Genomic DNA, 15,971 nt, shown 5'->3' on the forward strand with positions numbered 1-15,971 from the left:
CGGCCATCAGGCCAATTCGTTAGAATGGAGACGCAAGCTAAGGCCCCACCATGACTGAAACGATCATCCGACTCACCGATCTGCGTAGCGACGCGCGTTATGCGACGCATGCACCGCAGGTTCCCGCACAAGTGCGCGCTGCCACCGGCCATCTCGAAGATGCGCTGGCACGGCCGCTGCACGACCTGCGGATTTCGGTGACGGACCGTTGCAACTTCCGCTGCGTGTACTGCATGCCGAAGGACGTGTTCGACAAGGACTACGCCTTCCTGCCGCAATCCTCCCTGCTGTCTTTCGAAGAGATCGAGCGCGCTGCGCGCCTGTTCGTCGAACATGGCGTGGAGAAGCTGCGTCTGACGGGCGGCGAGCCGCTGCTGCGCAAGCACATCGAGCGTCTTATCGAGATGCTGGCACGTCTGCGCACGCCGTCGGGTAAACCGCTCGACATCACGCTCACGACCAACGGCTCGTTGCTGGCGCGTCGCGCGCAATCGCTCAAGGACGCTGGACTGACCCGTGTCACGGTCAGTCTCGACAGTCTCGACGACACGATTTTCCGGCAGATGAACGACGTCGACTTTCCGGTCGCCAAGGTGCTCGAAGGCATTGCTGAGGCGCAGCACGTCGGTCTCGGCCCGGTCAAAGTCAACATGGTCGTCAAACGCGGCACCAACGACTCCGAAATCGTGCCGATGGCGCGACATTTCCATGGCAGCGGTGTGGTGCTGCGCTTCATCGAATACATGGACGTCGGCACGTCGAACGGCTGGCGCATGGATGAAGTCATGCCGTCCGCCGACGTTATCGCCCGACTCAACGACGCCCTGCCGGTCGAACCGCTCGAAGCCAACTATGCGGGTGAGACCGCGCAGCGCTGGCAATATCGCGACGGCGGCGGGGAAGTCGGCGTCATTTCCTCCGTCACCCGTGCATTTTGCGGCACTTGTTCGCGTGCCCGTCTGTCTACGGAAGGCAAGTTGTACCTGTGTCTGTTCGCCAGCTCAGGTCATGACTTGCGTACGCTGCTGCGTAACGGCGCAAGCGACGCGCAGATTTCGACCGTCATCGGCGACATCTGGCACAAGCGCACCGACCGCTACTCAGCCTTGCGCACGGCGGCCACCGGCCTGCCTGAAGACGCACCACCGAAAGTGGAGATGTCCTACATCGGCGGATAAGTGCGCGGGCTTGCCTGCCCACCTGCCCCGCCGTGCGGTTCGTCTCACCGCTTTCGACGCTGCTTTCGACGCTGCTTTCGATTTACCGAATTCCTTCTCGACTCATGATTTCTGTTGCCCCGGACGCTGGTTGCGCCCGAGACTCCTCGCCTCCTTCTTCCAGTGTGGCTCCACGTGACGCCCTACACACAGGCCGCACACGCACGCCCTTCCCGTCGCGCCTCATCGCCATCGGCCTGAGTGCCCTGACGATGCTCGCCGCCGCCCTCGCACCGGCTGTCGCCCGCGCCGATTGCGACCCGTCCGATCGCAACATTGCCAACCATGTCCTGACGTACACCGGCCAACTCGGTGAACGCAATCCGCTGCGACTGGTGCTTCGTTCGACCTCCGGCGGCAAGCTCGACGGCCGTTACGCCAATGCGTCCTCGCAAGGTGACACGACACTCACCGGCAAGCTGGAGAACAAGTCGCGCCTGCATCTGACCGAATTCGACGCCGGCGGCATGCCGCGCGCCACCTTCGAAGGCGAATTCGCCGCCGCGGACGACGTCAATCGTCAACGCGGCGCATCGTCTTCGTGCGAAGTGATTTCCGGCCAGTGGAAAGACCTGCGCAGCGGCCGCACGGTGCCGTTCGAGCTTTCGCTTGCCAGTATTCAGAGCGGAAAGATCGACCACCTGTACGGCGTGGCCGGCGCGAACGACGACGAGACCATCAATCGCGCGGCGACGCAGTTCCGCAAGGGCGTGCTCGACGACCGACGCGATGTCGTCGCACAATCGATCCGTTACCCGTTGCATGTGTCGCTGCGTGGCAAAACGATCATTCTTCGGAACCCGAAGTCATTGCTTGCACGCTATAACGAGATCTTCACCGATGGTTACGTACGGACCATCGGCGCAGCCGTGCCCCGCCTGATGTTCGCTCGCGATCAAGGGGTGATGCTCGGCGACGGTGCCGTCTGGTTCGATGCGGCTGGACGTGTCATTGCCCTGAACCGCTCCTGACCCTGCCATCCATCTTCCATCCATGAAGACCCCGCCCATCCGCCGCAGCGACATCACAGGATTGATCCTCGCGGGCGGGCGCGCTCAGCGTATGGGCGGGCGTGACAAGGGCCTCCAGCCCTTCGCCGGACGACCGCTGGTCGAGCATGCGTTGGCTCGTCTGCGTCCGCAGGTTGGCGCGTTGCTCATCAGCGCCAATCGGAATCGCGATGCCTATGCGGCCGCCCTCGGCATCGGCGATGCGGACGGCGCGGACGGTGTAATAAGCGACGAAGTTCAGGATTTCGCCGGCCCGCTCGCGGGCATGTTGGCCGGACTGCGCGCGGCATGTACGGACTATGTCCTCACCGTGCCGTGCGACTCCCCCTACCTTCCCGACGATCTGGGCGAGCGGCTAAGCGCCGCGCTGAACGCGCTGCCGAAAGCCGATCCCGGTGCCCCCGCCAGCGCACGCCCGCTGGCGGCCTATGCTGCAACGGCGCAGGGGCCGCATCCGGTATTCGCACTTCTTCACCGGTCACTGGCCGACGATCTGGCGGCGACGCTGGCGGCCGGGGAACACCGCGTGCGAGCGTGGCTGTCACGCCACAAGGCAGTACAAGTTCACTTCGGTGACGAGCGTCCGTTTTACAATGTCAACACGCTGGACGACCTCCTTACCGATTCGCCGCGCGCGCCCTGAAGTGCCGGGTGGCGACGCAGCCCGATCCGTCGCCACCGCTTTTACGGGATTCATGCCGGGTACGTGCCGGATGACGACGCCATACCGATGACAACACTTGACGAAGCCCTGGCCGGCTTGCCGGACTACGACCCTAACCACATGACGGTCGAAGCGGCGCGCGCCATCATTGCGCGCACCGCGAGTCCCGTATCCGCCATCGAGCAGATCGCCGTACGCAGCGCACTGGGCCGCGTGCTCGGTCGTGACGTCGTATCGCCGCTCGACGTCCCCGCTTTCGAAAACGCCGCGATGGACGGCTATGCATTTGCGGGCACCGCGCTGGCCACCGGCGGCGAAGTCCGTCTGCGTGTCGCAGGCCGCTCGTTTGCGGGTCATCCCTTCGACGGTGTGACGGCCAATGGCGAATGCGTGCGCATCATGACCGGCGCGCTTCTGCCCGCCGGTTGCGACACCGTCATCCCCCAGGAACAAGTACAACGCGAAGGCGACACCGAAATCGTCACCTTCGACGCAGCGGCCGTCACGCCCGGGCGTCACGTGCGTCATGTCGGGGAAGATCTGGCCACCGGCCATATCGCCCTGCATGCAGGCAAGCGACTGCGACCGGCGGCTCTTGGCTTGCTGGCGTCGCTGGGCATTGCGGAAGTCCCGGTGCGCCGACGCATCCGCGTCGCCTTCTTCTCGACCGGCGACGAACTCCGCTCGGTAGGCGAACCGCTCGCCCCAGGCAATCTGTACGACAGCAATCGCTACACGCTCTTCGGCATGCTGCAACGATTGGGCGTCGAAGTGCTGGATCTGGGTGTCGTACGCGACGACCCTCAGGCCATCGAAGACACCCTGCGCACCGCCTGTCGCGAGGCCGACGCCGTCATTACCTCGGGTGGCGTATCCGTTGGCGAAGCCGATTTCACGCGCGAAATGATGACGCGTCTGGGCAATGTCGTGTTCTGGAAGATGGCGATGCGCCCGGGCCGCCCGTTTGCCTTCGGCGAACTGGAGAGCGAGGGCAAGCGCGCCCTGCTGTTCGGCTTGCCCGGCAACCCTGCCGCCGTGATGGCGTCGTTCTACCATTTGGTGCGCGACGGCCTGTTCGCTCTTATGGGTGCAGAGCCGCAAGTCACGCCGTGCCTGCCCGTACCGACGGCCACCGCCATCGCCAAGCGTCCGGGGCGCACCGAGTTTCTGCGCGGCATTCTCGCTGCGGATGCTCAGGGCCGCTGGCAAGTCACCGTCGCGGACGCACAAAGCGCGGGCATTTTGCGCACCATGAGCGAAGCCAACTGTTTTGTGACGCTGGGCACCGAACGTGGCGATGTCGCCGCCGGAGAACTGGTCGACGTCATCCCATTCGACGGTCTGGTGTAACAACAATCCCGATACTCACTCCAGCACAAGCGCATCCGAATACCCCCAAAAAAAGCGAAGCAACGCAATAACGAAATATCGCTGACGTCGGCGCTTCGACGATGTCAGCACCACACAAACCGAAAGCACACGGCAATGACAACGAAAAAACAGATCACATACATCAGTCCCGGCCAAACGGCCAAAGCGCTGGTGCTGGTCTACCTCACTTTCAGCATTCCGCTGGTTCTGCTCGCCTTCCTGGCGGCGTTCATCCGTTACGGCGAACTGCCGGGCCTCGCGATCATTTCCGCGCTCGTGCTCAACGCCATCGTCGGCTTCGTGCTGCTCTGGATTGCCTGCCACCTGTACAACTGGGTGGCGGTGAAGTTCGGCGGCATCGAGATCGCACTGAGCGACGCCCCGGAAGAAGAGTACTAAGCGATGTCCCTGACCCTGCGCGCTGCGACTGCCGACGATGTCGGCGCTATTCACGGCCTGATGCGAGAGCTGGCTGTTTTCGAAAAGTTGCTGGATATCTTCGAGGCAACGCCCGAGAGCGTGCACGAGGCGCTGTTCGGTGCGAAGCCCGCAGCAGAATGCCTGATGGCCGAGTGGGATGGCGTGCCGGTCGGCTACGCGATCTACTTCCACAACTTCTCGACGTTCCTCGCCCGCCGGGGTCTGTATCTGGAAGACGTCTACGTGCAGCCGACGATGCGCGGTCGTGGCGTGGGACAGGCGGTGTTGCGTCAGCTCGCGCGCATCGCCATCGAGCGCAATTGCGGACGTTTCGAATGGACGGTGCTCGACTGGAATCAACCGGCCATCGACTTCTACGAGGCGCAGGGCGCAACGGTCCTGCCCGACTGGCGCGTGGTCCGCATGACGGGCGACGCCCTCACGCAATTTGCCGAAGGCGGGAAAGCGTCCAGGGCCTGAAGCATATTGAAGCGTCCTGAACAAAAAAAGCGCCCTGAACATTCAGGGCGCTTTGCATTTGGCCAAGCGGCGCGACGGCGACACCGTCGGGCGGACCAACGCTCAGTCCTCTTCGTCCGGCTCCATCTCGACGCCCAACAGTTCGACAGCCTGCTCGCCGGGCAATGCTTCGACGGCCTTGAGCTGACGCGCCATCGCGCGGGTACGGACTTCCGCCTTGTCGATGGAGCGCGTCACGGTCTCCAACTGCGACTTCGTCCGGGCGAGCACATCGCCGAACTTGGTGAACTCCGTCTTCACCGCACCCAGCACTTGCCAGACTTCGCTGGAACGTCGTTCGATGGCCAGCGTGCGGAATCCCATCTGAAGACTGTTGAGCAACGCCGTGAGCGTCGTCGGCCCCGCCACCGTCACGCGATATTCGCGTTGCAGCAGATCCGACAATCCCGGACGTCGCAGCACTTCCGCATACAGACCTTCCGTCGGCAGGAACAGCAGCGCGAAATCGGTAGTGTGCGGCGGCGCCAGATACTTGTCTGCAATCGTCTTCGCTTCCAGTCGAATACGCGTTTCCAGCGCCTTCGACGCCTCTTCAACCGCGACCGGATCGGCGCGCTCCTGCGCATCGAGTAAGCGCTCGTAATCCTCACGCGGGAACTTGGCATCGATCGGCAGCCAGACCGGCTTGTTGCTATCGCCGCTCTGCCCTGGCAAGGCAATCGCAAATTCCACGCGCTCGGTGCTGCCCGGACGCGTCGCCACGTTCTTCGCATACTGCTCGGGCGTGAGCAATTGTTCGAGCAGCGCCTGCAACTGCACTTCGCCCCAGATACCGCGCGTCTTCACGTTGGTCAGCACACGCTTGAGATCGCCCACACCTGCGGCGAGCGTCTGCATTTCGCCGAGTCCGCGATGCACCTGCTCCAGACGATCCGACACCAGCTTGAACGACTCGCCGAGACGCTGTTCGAGTGTGGCATGCAGCTTCTCGTCGACCGTGCGACGCATTTCTTCCAGCTTTGCCGCGTTGTTGACCTCAATGTCCTTGAGCTTCTGCTCAAGCGTGGCACGCACCTCTGCCAGACGCCGCTCGTTACCTTCGGACAGTTGCGTCAATTGCTGATGCTGCGCTTCGCCGAAGCGACGCAGCGTCGACGTCTGCTCTTCGCGCATCTGCTGGCCGTTGAGCACCAGACTCTGACGAATGGCTTCCAGCTGTGCGGCGTTGGACTCGGTGAGCTTCGCGAGTTGCTGGGCGAAGCCGTCGATCTGATTGTTCTGCACCGTGGCGACGCTCGTCATCTGCGCCGCCAGCGTTTGCTGGAACTGCGCCATTTGCGCGCTTTGCTCACCGCGACCGGCGCGCGCCGTCTCGGCGAACTCCTGACGCAGCCCGCGTTCGCTACGGTCCGCCGCGTGCAGCAGATCGTCACGCACATTGGTGAGCGAGTCATTGAGCGTCGCGCGCAGCGACGCGTCGCCGCCACGCTGCCAGACCTTCACCGCAATCGCGATCATCACCAACAAATTCAGCGCCGCCAGCGCTACCAACACCATCTCGACCATCGCGTTGCGACTCCCGTTGATTCTTTCTCTATTCTGCCAACGTCACTGCCGACGTCGCCTGACGTCGCCTGACGTCATTTATGACTTGCGCGCCGCCGGATTGAGCAGGCAAGGCGGCTTGCCTGCGGCCGCCCCGAAACCCAGCGCCGCGATCAGATTGTCGGCTGCCAGACTGGCCATACCCCGGCGTGTCGCCGCTGACGCGCTCGCGATGTGCGGCGTCAGCACAACGTTCGACACCTTCAGCAAATCGGGATGCACCTTCGGTTCGCCCTCGAACACGTCGAGGCCAGCAGCCGCGATCTGCTTATTCGCCAGCGCCGCAGCGAGCGCGGCATCGTCGACGATGCCGCCGCGCGCCAGATTCACCAGCGTGGCCGTCGGCTTCATCAGCGCCAACTCTGCGGCACCGACGGTGTGATGCGTTGCGCTCGAATACGGCAAGACAAGAATGACGTGATCGGCCGTGCGCAGCAGCGTGTCCTTGTCGACGTAGCTCGCCTTGCAGGCCGCTTCCGTCGCGGCATCGAGACGTGAGCGATTGTGATACACCACCCGCATATTGAAGCCCATGGCGCGACGCGCGATCGCCTGACCGATGCGTCCCATGCCGACGATGCCCAGCGTGCTGCCATGCACGTCGGCGCCCAGGAACATGTCGTAAGCCCACTTGTCCCAGTGCCCCTCGCGCAACCAGCGCTCGGACTCGGTCACGCGACGCGCCGTCGCCATCAGCAATGCCCAGCCGAAATCGGCGGTCGTCTCGTTGAGCACATCGGGGGTGTTCGTCGCCATGACGCCTGCGGCCGTCATCGCTTCGATATCGAAGTTGTTGTAGCCCACCGCCATGTTGGCCACCACGCGCAGATTCGGCGCACCGGCGAGCACCGACGCATCGATGCGCTCGCTCGCCGTGGTGATCGCACCGGCCTTGTCGGCCAGACGCGCACGCAATTCGTCGCTCGAAAACACCGTATCGGCATCATTCCGCTCGACGTCGAAGTACTGCGCCAGACGTTCGATCACGTCAGGAAAAATGGCGCGGGCTACCAGGATCTTCGGTTTCACCAGTTGTCTCGTAAAGGTTGGCCGCGTGGCGACGTGGGCCTATTGCGGCTCAGAAGAATATCAGGGTCATCACAACGAACAGCGGCAGCAGAATTGCGCCCGACCACAGCATATAGCCAAAGAAGCTCGGCATGCGAATGCCGCGTTGCTCCGCAATGGCCTTCACCATGAAGTTCGGGGCATTCCCGATGTACGTATTCGCGCCCATGAACACAGCGCCTGCCGAGATCGCCGCCAGCGTGGCTGCACCGCTCGTCATCAGCGACGCCGCATCGCCACCCGCCGTATTGAAGAACACAAGGTACGTCGGCGCGTTATCCAGGAACGACGACAACAACCCCGTCGCCCAGAAGTACATCACGTTGTCCGGCGCCCCGCCCGGCCCCGTCACCAGACGAATCACCCAGCCCAGTGCACCGGCTTCGCCCGCACGCAGAATCGCCACCACGGGGATGATCGTCAGGAAGATGCCTGCGAACAGTTTGGCAACCTCTTTCATCGGCTCCCAGTTGAAGCCGTTGCCTTCGCGCGCCGTGCGCGGCGTGATCGCCAACGAGATCAGCGTCACCACGACCAAACCGACGTCGCGCGCCAGATTCTGCAAGGCGACCGGCGTGCCGAACACGTCGAACGAGACACCCGGCTTCCAGATACCGCTCATCAGCACCAGACCGACAGCTGCTGCGAGCAGAATGAAGTTACGTTTGCCTTCGAGTCGCAGCGGCGCGGCGTGCGGCGTCGGATCCAGCTCGTCGATCTGACGCTCGCTCTTCTGACGGAAATGGTAAGCATCGATGATGAAGAACAGCACCAGCAGCACGGCACAGATGAACAGCGTCTCCGGCCAGATATGCGCCGTCGTCCAGAAGAAATCGACCCCTTGCAGGAAACCGAGGAACAACGGCGGATCGCCCAGCGGGGTCAGTGAACCGCCCGCGTTGGCCACGAGGAAGATGAAGAAGACGACGACGTGAACGTTGTGTTTGCGGTTGTCGTTCGCGCGAATCAGCGGACGAATCAGCAGCATGGCCGCGCCGGTCGTGCCCATGATGCTCGCCAGCACGGTGCCCAGCGTCAGCAGCCCGGTATTGAGCCACGGCCCGCCGCGCAAGTTGCCGTGCACGCAAATGCCACCGGCCGTCGTGAACAACGCCGTGAGCAGCACGACGAACGGAATGTACTCCCCGACGACCGCGTGAACGGCGCCGTACCACGCCGCCCCGGCGCCGAAGACCAGCGCGAACGGCAGCAGGAAAGCTGCGCCCCAGAACGCCGCGATCTTGCCGAAGTGGTGGTGCCAGAACGCGGGAGCAAGCAGCGGCCCGAGCGCAATCGACAGCAGCAGTCCGGCAAACGGCACGCCCCACCAGGCGACGAGTTGTGCGCCGTCCGGTCCGGCAGCGAAGGCCGCCGGGCTTGCCAATGCCAGCCCCGTCGCGGTCAGTGCTCCCCAAATCCCCTTATGCATTGTTTCTGGTTCCTAGTGATTGATGGTCGACTGCGTACGAGTCGCCGTCAGCGCCGGAGTGCCCATAACAGCACGACCTTGGGATAAATCCCAAAACGATGATGTGTGTTTCCCGAAAGGACCGATGCCTTCGGCATTCGGTCGCTTTCCGCAGTCTTGCGCCTCGCCGTCGCGCATCTACGCGGGCGAGTGAGAAAGTCGACGTCGATGCGTCGCGCGCCGGATCGACCGTCCGCGCGACGCGGCGCTACTTAAGCGCCGTCGACAATGATGAGATGGACACGGTAGGGCCCATGCGCGCCCAGCACCAGCGTCTGTTCGATATCGGCGGTCCGCGACGGTCCCGCAATGAAATTGGTCGCGCGCGAGAGTTGTCCTCGCTCGCTGCGCATCAGCGCAAAGCCGTCTTCGTGACCGGCGACGACGCGCGATGCAGGCACCACGGCGATGTGGGTCTCGGGCAGGAGCGTGGCCGAAGCAAACGTCTCCGGTCCCGACATCATCATCAGCGCACCGGTCTCGGCAATCGCGCAGAAGCATCCGGTAATGCCGACGAGATCGTCGCCATGCGGTTTGCGGAATTCCACTTCGCAGCCGGCGCTCGCCCAATCGAGCGAGCGCAGCGTCGGCCACGCCACCGCGCGGGTGGTCAGGCCGTTCGCCTGCAAATACGTACTGGCCGCCGCCGGCACGTCGCTCATGGCGGGAACGCGGTTAATCGTCGTCGAAAGCGCTTCGGCCTTGGCGATGAACGTCGCCATGATGTCGCCGGACATCGCCGGACGCGGTCCCTGCGGGTGCCGCGCCAGATAGTCCTCGGCCGCCGCCTGCTCGTTCGCGCGGGCGGCATCGGAACGATGCTGGGCGTTGCGAATGCGGGCGAAGATGCGATTGCGGGCGTCGGAGGTATCCATGGGCTGTCCTGTGAAGCCGACGCGCCGGTCTGCGGCCGGCGTCGTCACTGTGTCGTCTCTCGAAGCCACCGGACCTAAGTCTGGCGGGCGATGCGCAATTATAGCGGCTGGGTCTGCCAGCGCGACGGGCGTTCGCGCACTATCGGAATCGTCTGCACCCGCCTTCGGATCACTTCGCCTTTTCCGGCAACGGTGCGATCTCGAACACCTGACGCAGATACGCCAGATAAGCATCGTCCTCGCACATATTCTTGCCTGGCGAGTCCGACAGCTTGGCCACCGGCTGACCGTTGCAACGCACCATCTTGATGACGATTTGCAGCGGCTGATAACCGAGGTCGTTGGTCAGGTTCGTCCCGACGCCGAAAGCCAGTTTGCAGCGGTCGCGAAAGCGCTCGAAAAGCTGCAACACCTTCGGAATGTCCAGACCGTCCGAGAAGATCATGGTCTTGGTATGCGCATCGACGCGGTTCTGCGCGTAGTGCTCCAGCAGACGCTCGCCCCACGCGAACGGATCGCCCGAGTCGTGGCGTGCGCCGTCGAAAAGCTTGCAGAAGTACATGTCGAAATCGCGCAGGAAGGCCGACATGCCGTAGACATCGGAGAGCGCGATCCCGAGGTCGCCGCGATACTCCTTCGCCCACGTCTCGAAACCGAAAATCTGCGAATCGCGCAGACGCGGACCCAGCGCCTGACACGCCTGAAGATACTCGTGCGCCATCGTGCCCAGCGGGGTGAGCCCAAGCTTCGACGCGTAGTACACATTGCTCGTGCCCGCGAACTGCTCGCCGAGTTCGTCGCGCAACGTGTGAATCACTTCCTCGTGCCACTCTTTCGAGAAACGGCGACGCGTCCCGTAATCGGCGATTTTGCAATCACGGTAATCGGCCGGCTCCGCCAGCATGCAAATCTTGTCCTTGAGACGCTGACGCCCTTCCTCATACGCAGGCGTGCGCTGCGTATTGCGGAAATAGACCTCGTTGACGATGGCGAGCACGGGAATCTCGAAGAGAATCGTGTGAAGCCAGGGCCCGCGAATTTCGATATCGATCTCACCGTTGCCCTTGGGCGACGGCGTGACCGTGATGTACTTCTCGTTCAGATGGAACAGGTCGAGGAAATCGATGAAATCGCTCTTGATGAAGCGCATCGCGCCGAGATAGCGCAGCTCCGACTCTGTGAAGCGAAGCCCGCACAGCAAGCGAATTTCGTCGCGGATTTCATCGACGTAGGGCGTGAGGTCGACGCCTTCGGTACGGCACTTGAAGCGGTATTCGACCTGAGCCGCAGGAAAGTGATGCAGAACGACCTGCATCATCGTGAACTTGTAGAGATCGGTATCGAGCAGCGACGTGATGATCATGACGACAGGCTCCGTGCGGAGCACTCACGAGAAAACATCGAACGCTGCCGAACGTTCGCGCGTACTTTCATACGCGCGCAATACTCGTTGACGGGCAGCGCACAGGAACACCTGGCATCGTACCGCAAAGCGATGTCACGCATCACATCATCCCAAATGCGCTAACGGATCGGAGTGGGGGTGGCAGCTCGTCTTGCGGTGGGGCGGGAGGAGGCTTGCGAGACGCGTCCGACGTCCGACGGCAACGCCCGTTCGGCTCTCGCACCCGCAATGGCGGGCTGCGTTACAATACGCGCTTTAACGGCCGATCGAAGCCGTTTTGCGCCCTACTCTGGAGTTGGCATGACGCACGTTGTCACCGAAAGCTGCATCAAATGTAAATTCACCGACTGTGTGGACGTTTGCCCCGTGGACTGCTTCCGCGAAGGCCCGAACTTCCTGTCCATCGATCCGGACGAGTGCATTGATTGCGCGGTCTGCGTGGCCGAGTGCCCGGTGAATGCCATTTATGCCGAAGAGGACGTGCCGGGCGACCAGCAGGAATTCATCAAGCTCAACGCCGACCTCTCGCCGGGCTGGCCGAGCATCACCAAGACGAAGCCATCGCTCCCCGATGCGGACGACTGGAAGGACGTCAAGGAAAAGCTCCATCTGCTCGAACGCTGAGCCACGAGCGCGACTGGCGGAATTCGCATCCCGGACGCATAAAAAATGCGCCCGGAGTGTTGACAGTGTGTAAAAACCGCCACTATAATCGCTTTCTCTTTTGATCCCCGATAGCTCAGTTGGTAGAGCGCCGGACTGTTAATCCGTAGGTCCCTGGTTCGAGCCCAGGTCGGGGAGCCAAGAATACCGAAGCGATGGCCTCGCTCCCGCGAGGCCTTTGTTTTAGTCGGCACATCGTTACAGCGTTGTGCGACTGCCAAGTTTGATCCTCGATAGCTCAGTTGGTAGAGCGCCGGACTGTTAATCCGTAGGTCCCTGGTTCGAGCCCAGGTCGAGGAGCCAAAACACAAAAAGCCCGTCTTTGACGGGCTTTTTTGTTTTCTGCGTCCCTATCGTTCAACGACAACGTCGACAAGCCGACGACCCTCAAATAAAAAACGGGGCACCGTTTCCGGCACCCCGCTCTCCTGTCTCTTCAATACCGCTGAGACCCGATACAGCAGCCTGCTGTGACCTTACTCGCTGGCAGGCGCACCCATCGCCACCGACGGGCCCGTCGATGCCTTTGCGCTGTTGCTGTTTTCGGATTCGATCCAGCGACGGCGCATCGGGGCGAGTACGAACTTCGCACCCACTGCCGCCACGATACTGATGCTCGCCGCAGCGATGAACACGCGATCCCAGTGACCGCCGACAGCCAGCACCGAAGCCAGCGGCACCAGCAACGCAGCCGTGCCCTTGGCGGTGTACAGCGTGCCTGCGTTCGAGGCGGCGTTCTTGCTGCCAAACGTGTCCGCACACAGCGCCGGGAAGATCGAGAAGATTTCGCCCCAGCACAGGAAGGTCATCGCCGCGAAGAACACGAACATGTACGGGTTCTGACCGAAGTGCATCAGACCGAGCATCGCCACACCTTCCCCGAGGAAGATGATGAACATGGCGTTTTCACGACCGATCTTGTCCGAGACGAAGCCGCACAGCGGACGCGTAAAGCCGTTGCACAGATTGTCGATCGACAGCGTCATCGTCAGCAGCGGCAGCGTTGCACCGAACAGCGTCATCGGCATCGAAGCAATGCCATAGTCCTTCGCGATCGGACCGATCTGCGCCGTGGCCATCAGACCACCGGCAGCCACCGCAACGAAGCAGATGTAGATCACCCAGAACACCGGCGTGCGAATCATCTGGCCCGACGTGTAGTCCTGCTTTGTCGCCAGATTGCGGCGCGACACTACCACGCCCTTCGGTGCACGCGGCTTGACCAGCAACAGTGCGAGGATGAAGATCGCCACGCCTTGCACAATCCCGAAGTTGAAGAACGCTGCCTCATAACCCGACGCCTTGATCATGTTCGCGATCGGAATCACAGTGATGGCAGCGCCCGCACCGAAGCCCGCCGCCGTCAGACCCGCAGCCAGACCGCGCTTGTCCGGGAACCACTTCAGGGCATTACCCACGCAGGTGCCGTACACGCACCCTGCACCGATACCTGCGATGACAGCCGCCGTATAGAGCACGGTCAGCGACTCGGCGTAGGAGTACATGATCCACGACAGCCCGACGCAGACCGCGCCGCCAGCCACCACGGGACGCGGCCCGAAGCGATCCACCAGCCAGCCCTCGATCGGGACCAGCCACGTTTCCACCACGATGAAGATCGAGAACGCCACCTGAATCGCCGCGATGCCCCAGTTGTGCTTCGCTTGCATCGGTTCGACGAACAACGTCCACGAATATTGCAAATTGGCCACAAGGCCCATACAGATGATGCCGATCACCAGTTGTGACCAGCGCCCTCCCAGAAAAGAGGTCTTCTCCTCCGGTTGCGCAGCTGCTTGCATGACTTGCCTCCTGTTCCTGTCAGACGATTGACGACGGCCCGCGTTTTCGTTGTGCGGTGCCCGCCGTCATCGCGTGCTGTCACGCGCCCCGAAAGAAATCGGGGATGTCGCGCAGACGGCACGCCTCCTGGCGTTGCGTGCGGCTCATGCTTGGCCGCTTGATCGTGGAGCACTGCCTGGCGGCAGGCTCGCAGGGCTAAAGCCCCGGCTGACTGACTCTCGGAAGTGCCAAAGGACCCTTCCGGTCCCCTCTTCGGTGCGGCGACGCAGACTTTTCAGGGTCCGCGCCGGCAAGTTGCCGGCTGCCGAAGGGTGACTGGTGAACAAATTCGAGTGCGGACCGGCCTGCGCTGTCGGCGTGTCGCGATGGACCGCACGGATCGCATCGCAGACCAGGTCCCATCACTCAGGCGGGCGCGCCTCGCGGACGCGTGATCGCCAGATCGCCTGCCCGCAACGGGCGGCAGGGAGATGAGGAACACCCCAGGGCACGAATGTCTTGCGTGACCACTGACGGCGGATACGACAGGGCAGCCGGTGCGGACTCAGCGTCGCACGAAGACTGCCCGAAAGGAAATGCGTACTTACTCACTGATGTCTCCGATGAATCCCGTGCCGCGCCGACGCCCACCTGGAAATTTCACAGGTCCTGCCGGGGCCGGTTCGACACTTTGAATCTGATATACAAGATTCAATATATCGAATTAAGTATTTTTTATGGTTCCAAAATTAGTCGATGGCCGGACCACTGTCAACCCGAAAGCGCCCGCATATCGGTGTCGGACATGCGAGGGAGGCGGAGAGCAGCGGCGGCAGACGTAAGCGCTCCATAACTCGGAAACTGAGGTAAACCGCGCCATTGCGGGGCATGCCGCGTCCGGACGTCGGCGTAGCCGCCCCCGGGCGACGTGCGTCGCCGCGGGAGAGGGTCAGGGAAAACGATGAGGTTTTAGCGGGTGGGATTTGCCCTCGGGCGAGGGCACCGCCGACGCGATAAATCGGGGTCAGACTGGCTCGACGTCACCCGAATTGTTGCGGATGAAGGTGAGATGTTCGCGCAGCGAACGTTGCGCGCTACCGGCATCGTGTGACGCCACAGCATTGAAAATACGCCGATGCTGATCGATCAGCTCCGCCAGATCGGCGCCGTGACCGACGATGGCCCGGTAATTGTCGACGACAGAGCCACGCAGCAGTTCGAAGATCGCGTGCATCAGATGCACCAGCACGAGGTTGTGTGTCGCCTCGGCCAGCGCCAGATGGAAATGCGCATCCAGCTCGGGGACGCGGGTAAGCAGCGACTGACCACGCGCATCGCCCTCCCCGTCCAGACCGTCACGACCGGCCGCATAGGCAGCTTCCAGCGCTTCGAGCGCCTGCGCGAGACGAGCGATGTCTTCCGGCGTCGCGCGCTCGGCCGCCAGTTCCACGGCTTTGGCTTCGAGCACTTCGCGCATTTCCAGCACATCGTCGACGGTCTTGCTGTGACGCGACATCAATTGCGAGAGCGGCTCGGCGAGCAGCGGCTGACTGGCGTTGGCGACGAGATACCCCCCGCCTGCCCGACCGACGATCAGCCCGCGCGATTCCAGCCGCAACAGCGCTTCACGCAACGACGGGCGCGACACGCCCATCTGCTGCGCCAGATCCCGCTCGGACGGCAGCGCCGAACCTGGTGCGAGCCGACCTTCGACGACCATCGTCTCAAGTTGCTCGTAGACCATGTCGGACAGACGCAGACGCGGCGGCGGCGTGACCGGTGCAAAGCTCGCAACAGTGCCCAAGGGCTCGCTGGCGGAAAAAGTAGACATAGGCAGGGACGACTCGTTGGACGACATGTCGGCTTCGGCTCTCGACAGAAGATTCACAGACGCCACGATACAGGATGCGGCTTCGCTCAGGACACACCGGCTGCCCACCGCT

General features: G+C 62.7%; 14 protein-coding genes and 2 tRNA genes. 9 read left to right on the forward strand and 7 right to left on the reverse strand.

The annotated features are described in order from the left end of the window. The first annotated feature begins 50 nt into the window (after positions 1–50). The 6 genes from moaA to NTU39_RS22425 all read left to right on the forward strand — a co-directional run bounded on the left by moaA (position 51) and on the right by NTU39_RS22425 (position 5,162). Complete coding sequence (gene moaA / locus NTU39_RS22400; RefSeq protein ID WP_150664499.1) at positions 51–1,178, forward strand: GTP 3',8-cyclase MoaA; 1,128 nt, start codon at positions 51–53, stop codon at positions 1,176–1,178. A 251-nt stretch (positions 1,179–1,429) separates the two neighbouring features. Then, positions 1,430–2,188, forward strand: coding sequence for a hypothetical protein (locus tag NTU39_RS22405; RefSeq protein ID WP_257958606.1), 759 nt, complete (start codon positions 1,430–1,432; stop codon positions 2,186–2,188). Between the two features lie 22 nt (positions 2,189–2,210). Continuing rightward, entirely contained in the window at positions 2,211–2,870 is a 660-nt protein-coding gene (gene mobA, locus NTU39_RS22410) for a molybdenum cofactor guanylyltransferase MobA (protein ID WP_257958607.1), read from the forward strand. 87 nt (positions 2,871–2,957) lie between these two features. Continuing rightward, the gene (moeA, locus tag NTU39_RS22415) at positions 2,958–4,241 is read left to right on the forward strand and encodes a molybdopterin molybdotransferase MoeA (RefSeq protein WP_150664502.1); all 1,284 of its coding nucleotides are present in this window, start codon (positions 2,958–2,960) and stop codon (positions 4,239–4,241) included. Positions 4,242–4,376: 135 nt separating this feature from the next. Next, positions 4,377–4,661 (forward strand): hypothetical protein, encoded by a 285-nt coding sequence (locus tag NTU39_RS22420; RefSeq protein WP_039401268.1) that lies wholly within the window; start codon positions 4,377–4,379, stop codon positions 4,659–4,661. 3 nt (positions 4,662–4,664) lie between these two features. Then, the gene (locus NTU39_RS22425; protein WP_150664503.1) at positions 4,665–5,162 is read left to right on the forward strand and encodes a GNAT family N-acetyltransferase; all 498 of its coding nucleotides are present in this window, start codon (positions 4,665–4,667) and stop codon (positions 5,160–5,162) included. A 102-nt stretch (positions 5,163–5,264) separates the two neighbouring features. On the opposite strand, the gene NTU39_RS22430 is transcribed toward NTU39_RS22425, so the two are convergent. From NTU39_RS22430 to pncB, 5 genes are all read right to left on the reverse strand, one after another. Further along, a complete protein-coding gene (locus tag NTU39_RS22430) occupies positions 5,265–6,728 on the reverse strand; it encodes a DNA recombination protein RmuC (protein WP_150576113.1) in 1,464 nt (487 codons plus the stop codon). 78 nt (positions 6,729–6,806) lie between these two features. After that, on the reverse strand, positions 6,807–7,799 hold the full coding sequence (locus tag NTU39_RS22435) for a 2-hydroxyacid dehydrogenase (RefSeq protein WP_174984678.1): 993 nt from the start codon (positions 7,797–7,799) through the stop codon (positions 6,807–6,809). Between the two features lie 46 nt (positions 7,800–7,845). After that, the gene (locus tag NTU39_RS22440) at positions 7,846–9,264 is read right to left on the reverse strand and encodes a sodium:proton antiporter (protein WP_150664505.1); all 1,419 of its coding nucleotides are present in this window, start codon (positions 9,262–9,264) and stop codon (positions 7,846–7,848) included. Between the two features lie 251 nt (positions 9,265–9,515). Continuing rightward, positions 9,516–10,178: a LutC/YkgG family protein gene (locus NTU39_RS22445; RefSeq protein WP_150664506.1), complete on the reverse strand. Its 663-nt coding sequence runs from the start codon at positions 10,176–10,178 to the stop codon at positions 9,516–9,518. Between the two features lie 169 nt (positions 10,179–10,347). Further along, entirely contained in the window at positions 10,348–11,541 is a 1,194-nt protein-coding gene (pncB, locus tag NTU39_RS22450; RefSeq protein ID WP_150664507.1) for a nicotinate phosphoribosyltransferase, read from the reverse strand. Between the two features lie 342 nt (positions 11,542–11,883). On the opposite strand from pncB, the gene fdxA reads away from it, so the two are divergent. From fdxA to NTU39_RS22465, 3 genes are all read left to right on the forward strand, one after another. After that, positions 11,884–12,207 (forward strand): ferredoxin FdxA, encoded by a 324-nt coding sequence (gene fdxA / locus NTU39_RS22455; protein WP_150664508.1) that lies wholly within the window; start codon positions 11,884–11,886, stop codon positions 12,205–12,207. Positions 12,208–12,311: 104 nt separating this feature from the next. Further along, positions 12,312–12,387: transfer RNA gene (locus NTU39_RS22460), tRNA-Asn, on the forward strand. A gap of 86 nt (positions 12,388–12,473) precedes the next feature. After that, a tRNA-Asn gene (locus NTU39_RS22465) sits at positions 12,474–12,549 on the forward strand. 173 nt (positions 12,550–12,722) lie between these two features. Here NTU39_RS22465 and oxlT read toward each other — a convergent pair. Both oxlT and NTU39_RS22475 read right to left on the reverse strand, forming a co-directional pair. After that, entirely contained in the window at positions 12,723–14,048 is a 1,326-nt protein-coding gene (oxlT, locus tag NTU39_RS22470) for an oxalate/formate MFS antiporter (protein ID WP_150664509.1), read from the reverse strand. Positions 14,049–15,052: 1,004 nt separating this feature from the next. Further along, entirely contained in the window at positions 15,053–15,859 is an 807-nt protein-coding gene (locus tag NTU39_RS22475; RefSeq protein WP_257958608.1) for a FadR/GntR family transcriptional regulator, read from the reverse strand. Positions 15,860–15,971 lie beyond the last annotated feature (112 nt).

It is taken from the genome of Pandoraea commovens, from assembly GCF_024704525.1.
GTDB classification, from domain to species: domain Bacteria; phylum Pseudomonadota; class Gammaproteobacteria; order Burkholderiales; family Burkholderiaceae; genus Pandoraea; species Pandoraea commovens.

What these genes read in the sequence shown, in the direction of transcription:
- moaA (WP_150664499.1), top strand. Translation starts at nt 51, where the DNA reads ATGACTGAAACGATCATCCGACTCACCGATCTGCGTAGCGACGCGCGT.
- NTU39_RS22405 (WP_257958606.1), top strand. Translation starts at nt 1,430, where the DNA reads ATGCTCGCCGCCGCCCTCGCACCGGCTGTCGCCCGCGCCGATTGCGAC.
- mobA (WP_257958607.1), top strand. Translation starts at nt 2,211, where the DNA reads ATGAAGACCCCGCCCATCCGCCGCAGCGACATCACAGGATTGATCCTC.
- moeA (WP_150664502.1), top strand. Translation starts at nt 2,958, where the DNA reads ATGACAACACTTGACGAAGCCCTGGCCGGCTTGCCGGACTACGACCCT.
- NTU39_RS22420 (WP_039401268.1), top strand. Translation starts at nt 4,377, where the DNA reads ATGACAACGAAAAAACAGATCACATACATCAGTCCCGGCCAAACGGCC.
- NTU39_RS22425 (WP_150664503.1), top strand. Translation starts at nt 4,665, where the DNA reads ATGTCCCTGACCCTGCGCGCTGCGACTGCCGACGATGTCGGCGCTATT.
- NTU39_RS22430 (WP_150576113.1), bottom strand. Translation starts at nt 6,728, where the DNA reads ATGGTCGAGATGGTGTTGGTAGCGCTGGCGGCGCTGAATTTGTTGGTG.
- NTU39_RS22440 (WP_150664505.1), bottom strand. Translation starts at nt 9,264, where the DNA reads ATGCATAAGGGGATTTGGGGAGCACTGACCGCGACGGGGCTGGCATTG.
- NTU39_RS22445 (WP_150664506.1), bottom strand. Translation starts at nt 10,178, where the DNA reads ATGGATACCTCCGACGCCCGCAATCGCATCTTCGCCCGCATTCGCAAC.
- pncB (WP_150664507.1), bottom strand. Translation starts at nt 11,541, where the DNA reads ATGATCATCACGTCGCTGCTCGATACCGATCTCTACAAGTTCACGATG.
- fdxA (WP_150664508.1), top strand. Translation starts at nt 11,884, where the DNA reads ATGACGCACGTTGTCACCGAAAGCTGCATCAAATGTAAATTCACCGAC.
- oxlT (WP_150664509.1), bottom strand. Translation starts at nt 14,048, where the DNA reads ATGCAAGCAGCTGCGCAACCGGAGGAGAAGACCTCTTTTCTGGGAGGG.
- NTU39_RS22475 (WP_257958608.1), bottom strand. Translation starts at nt 15,859, where the DNA reads ATGTCTACTTTTTCCGCCAGCGAGCCCTTGGGCACTGTTGCGAGCTTT.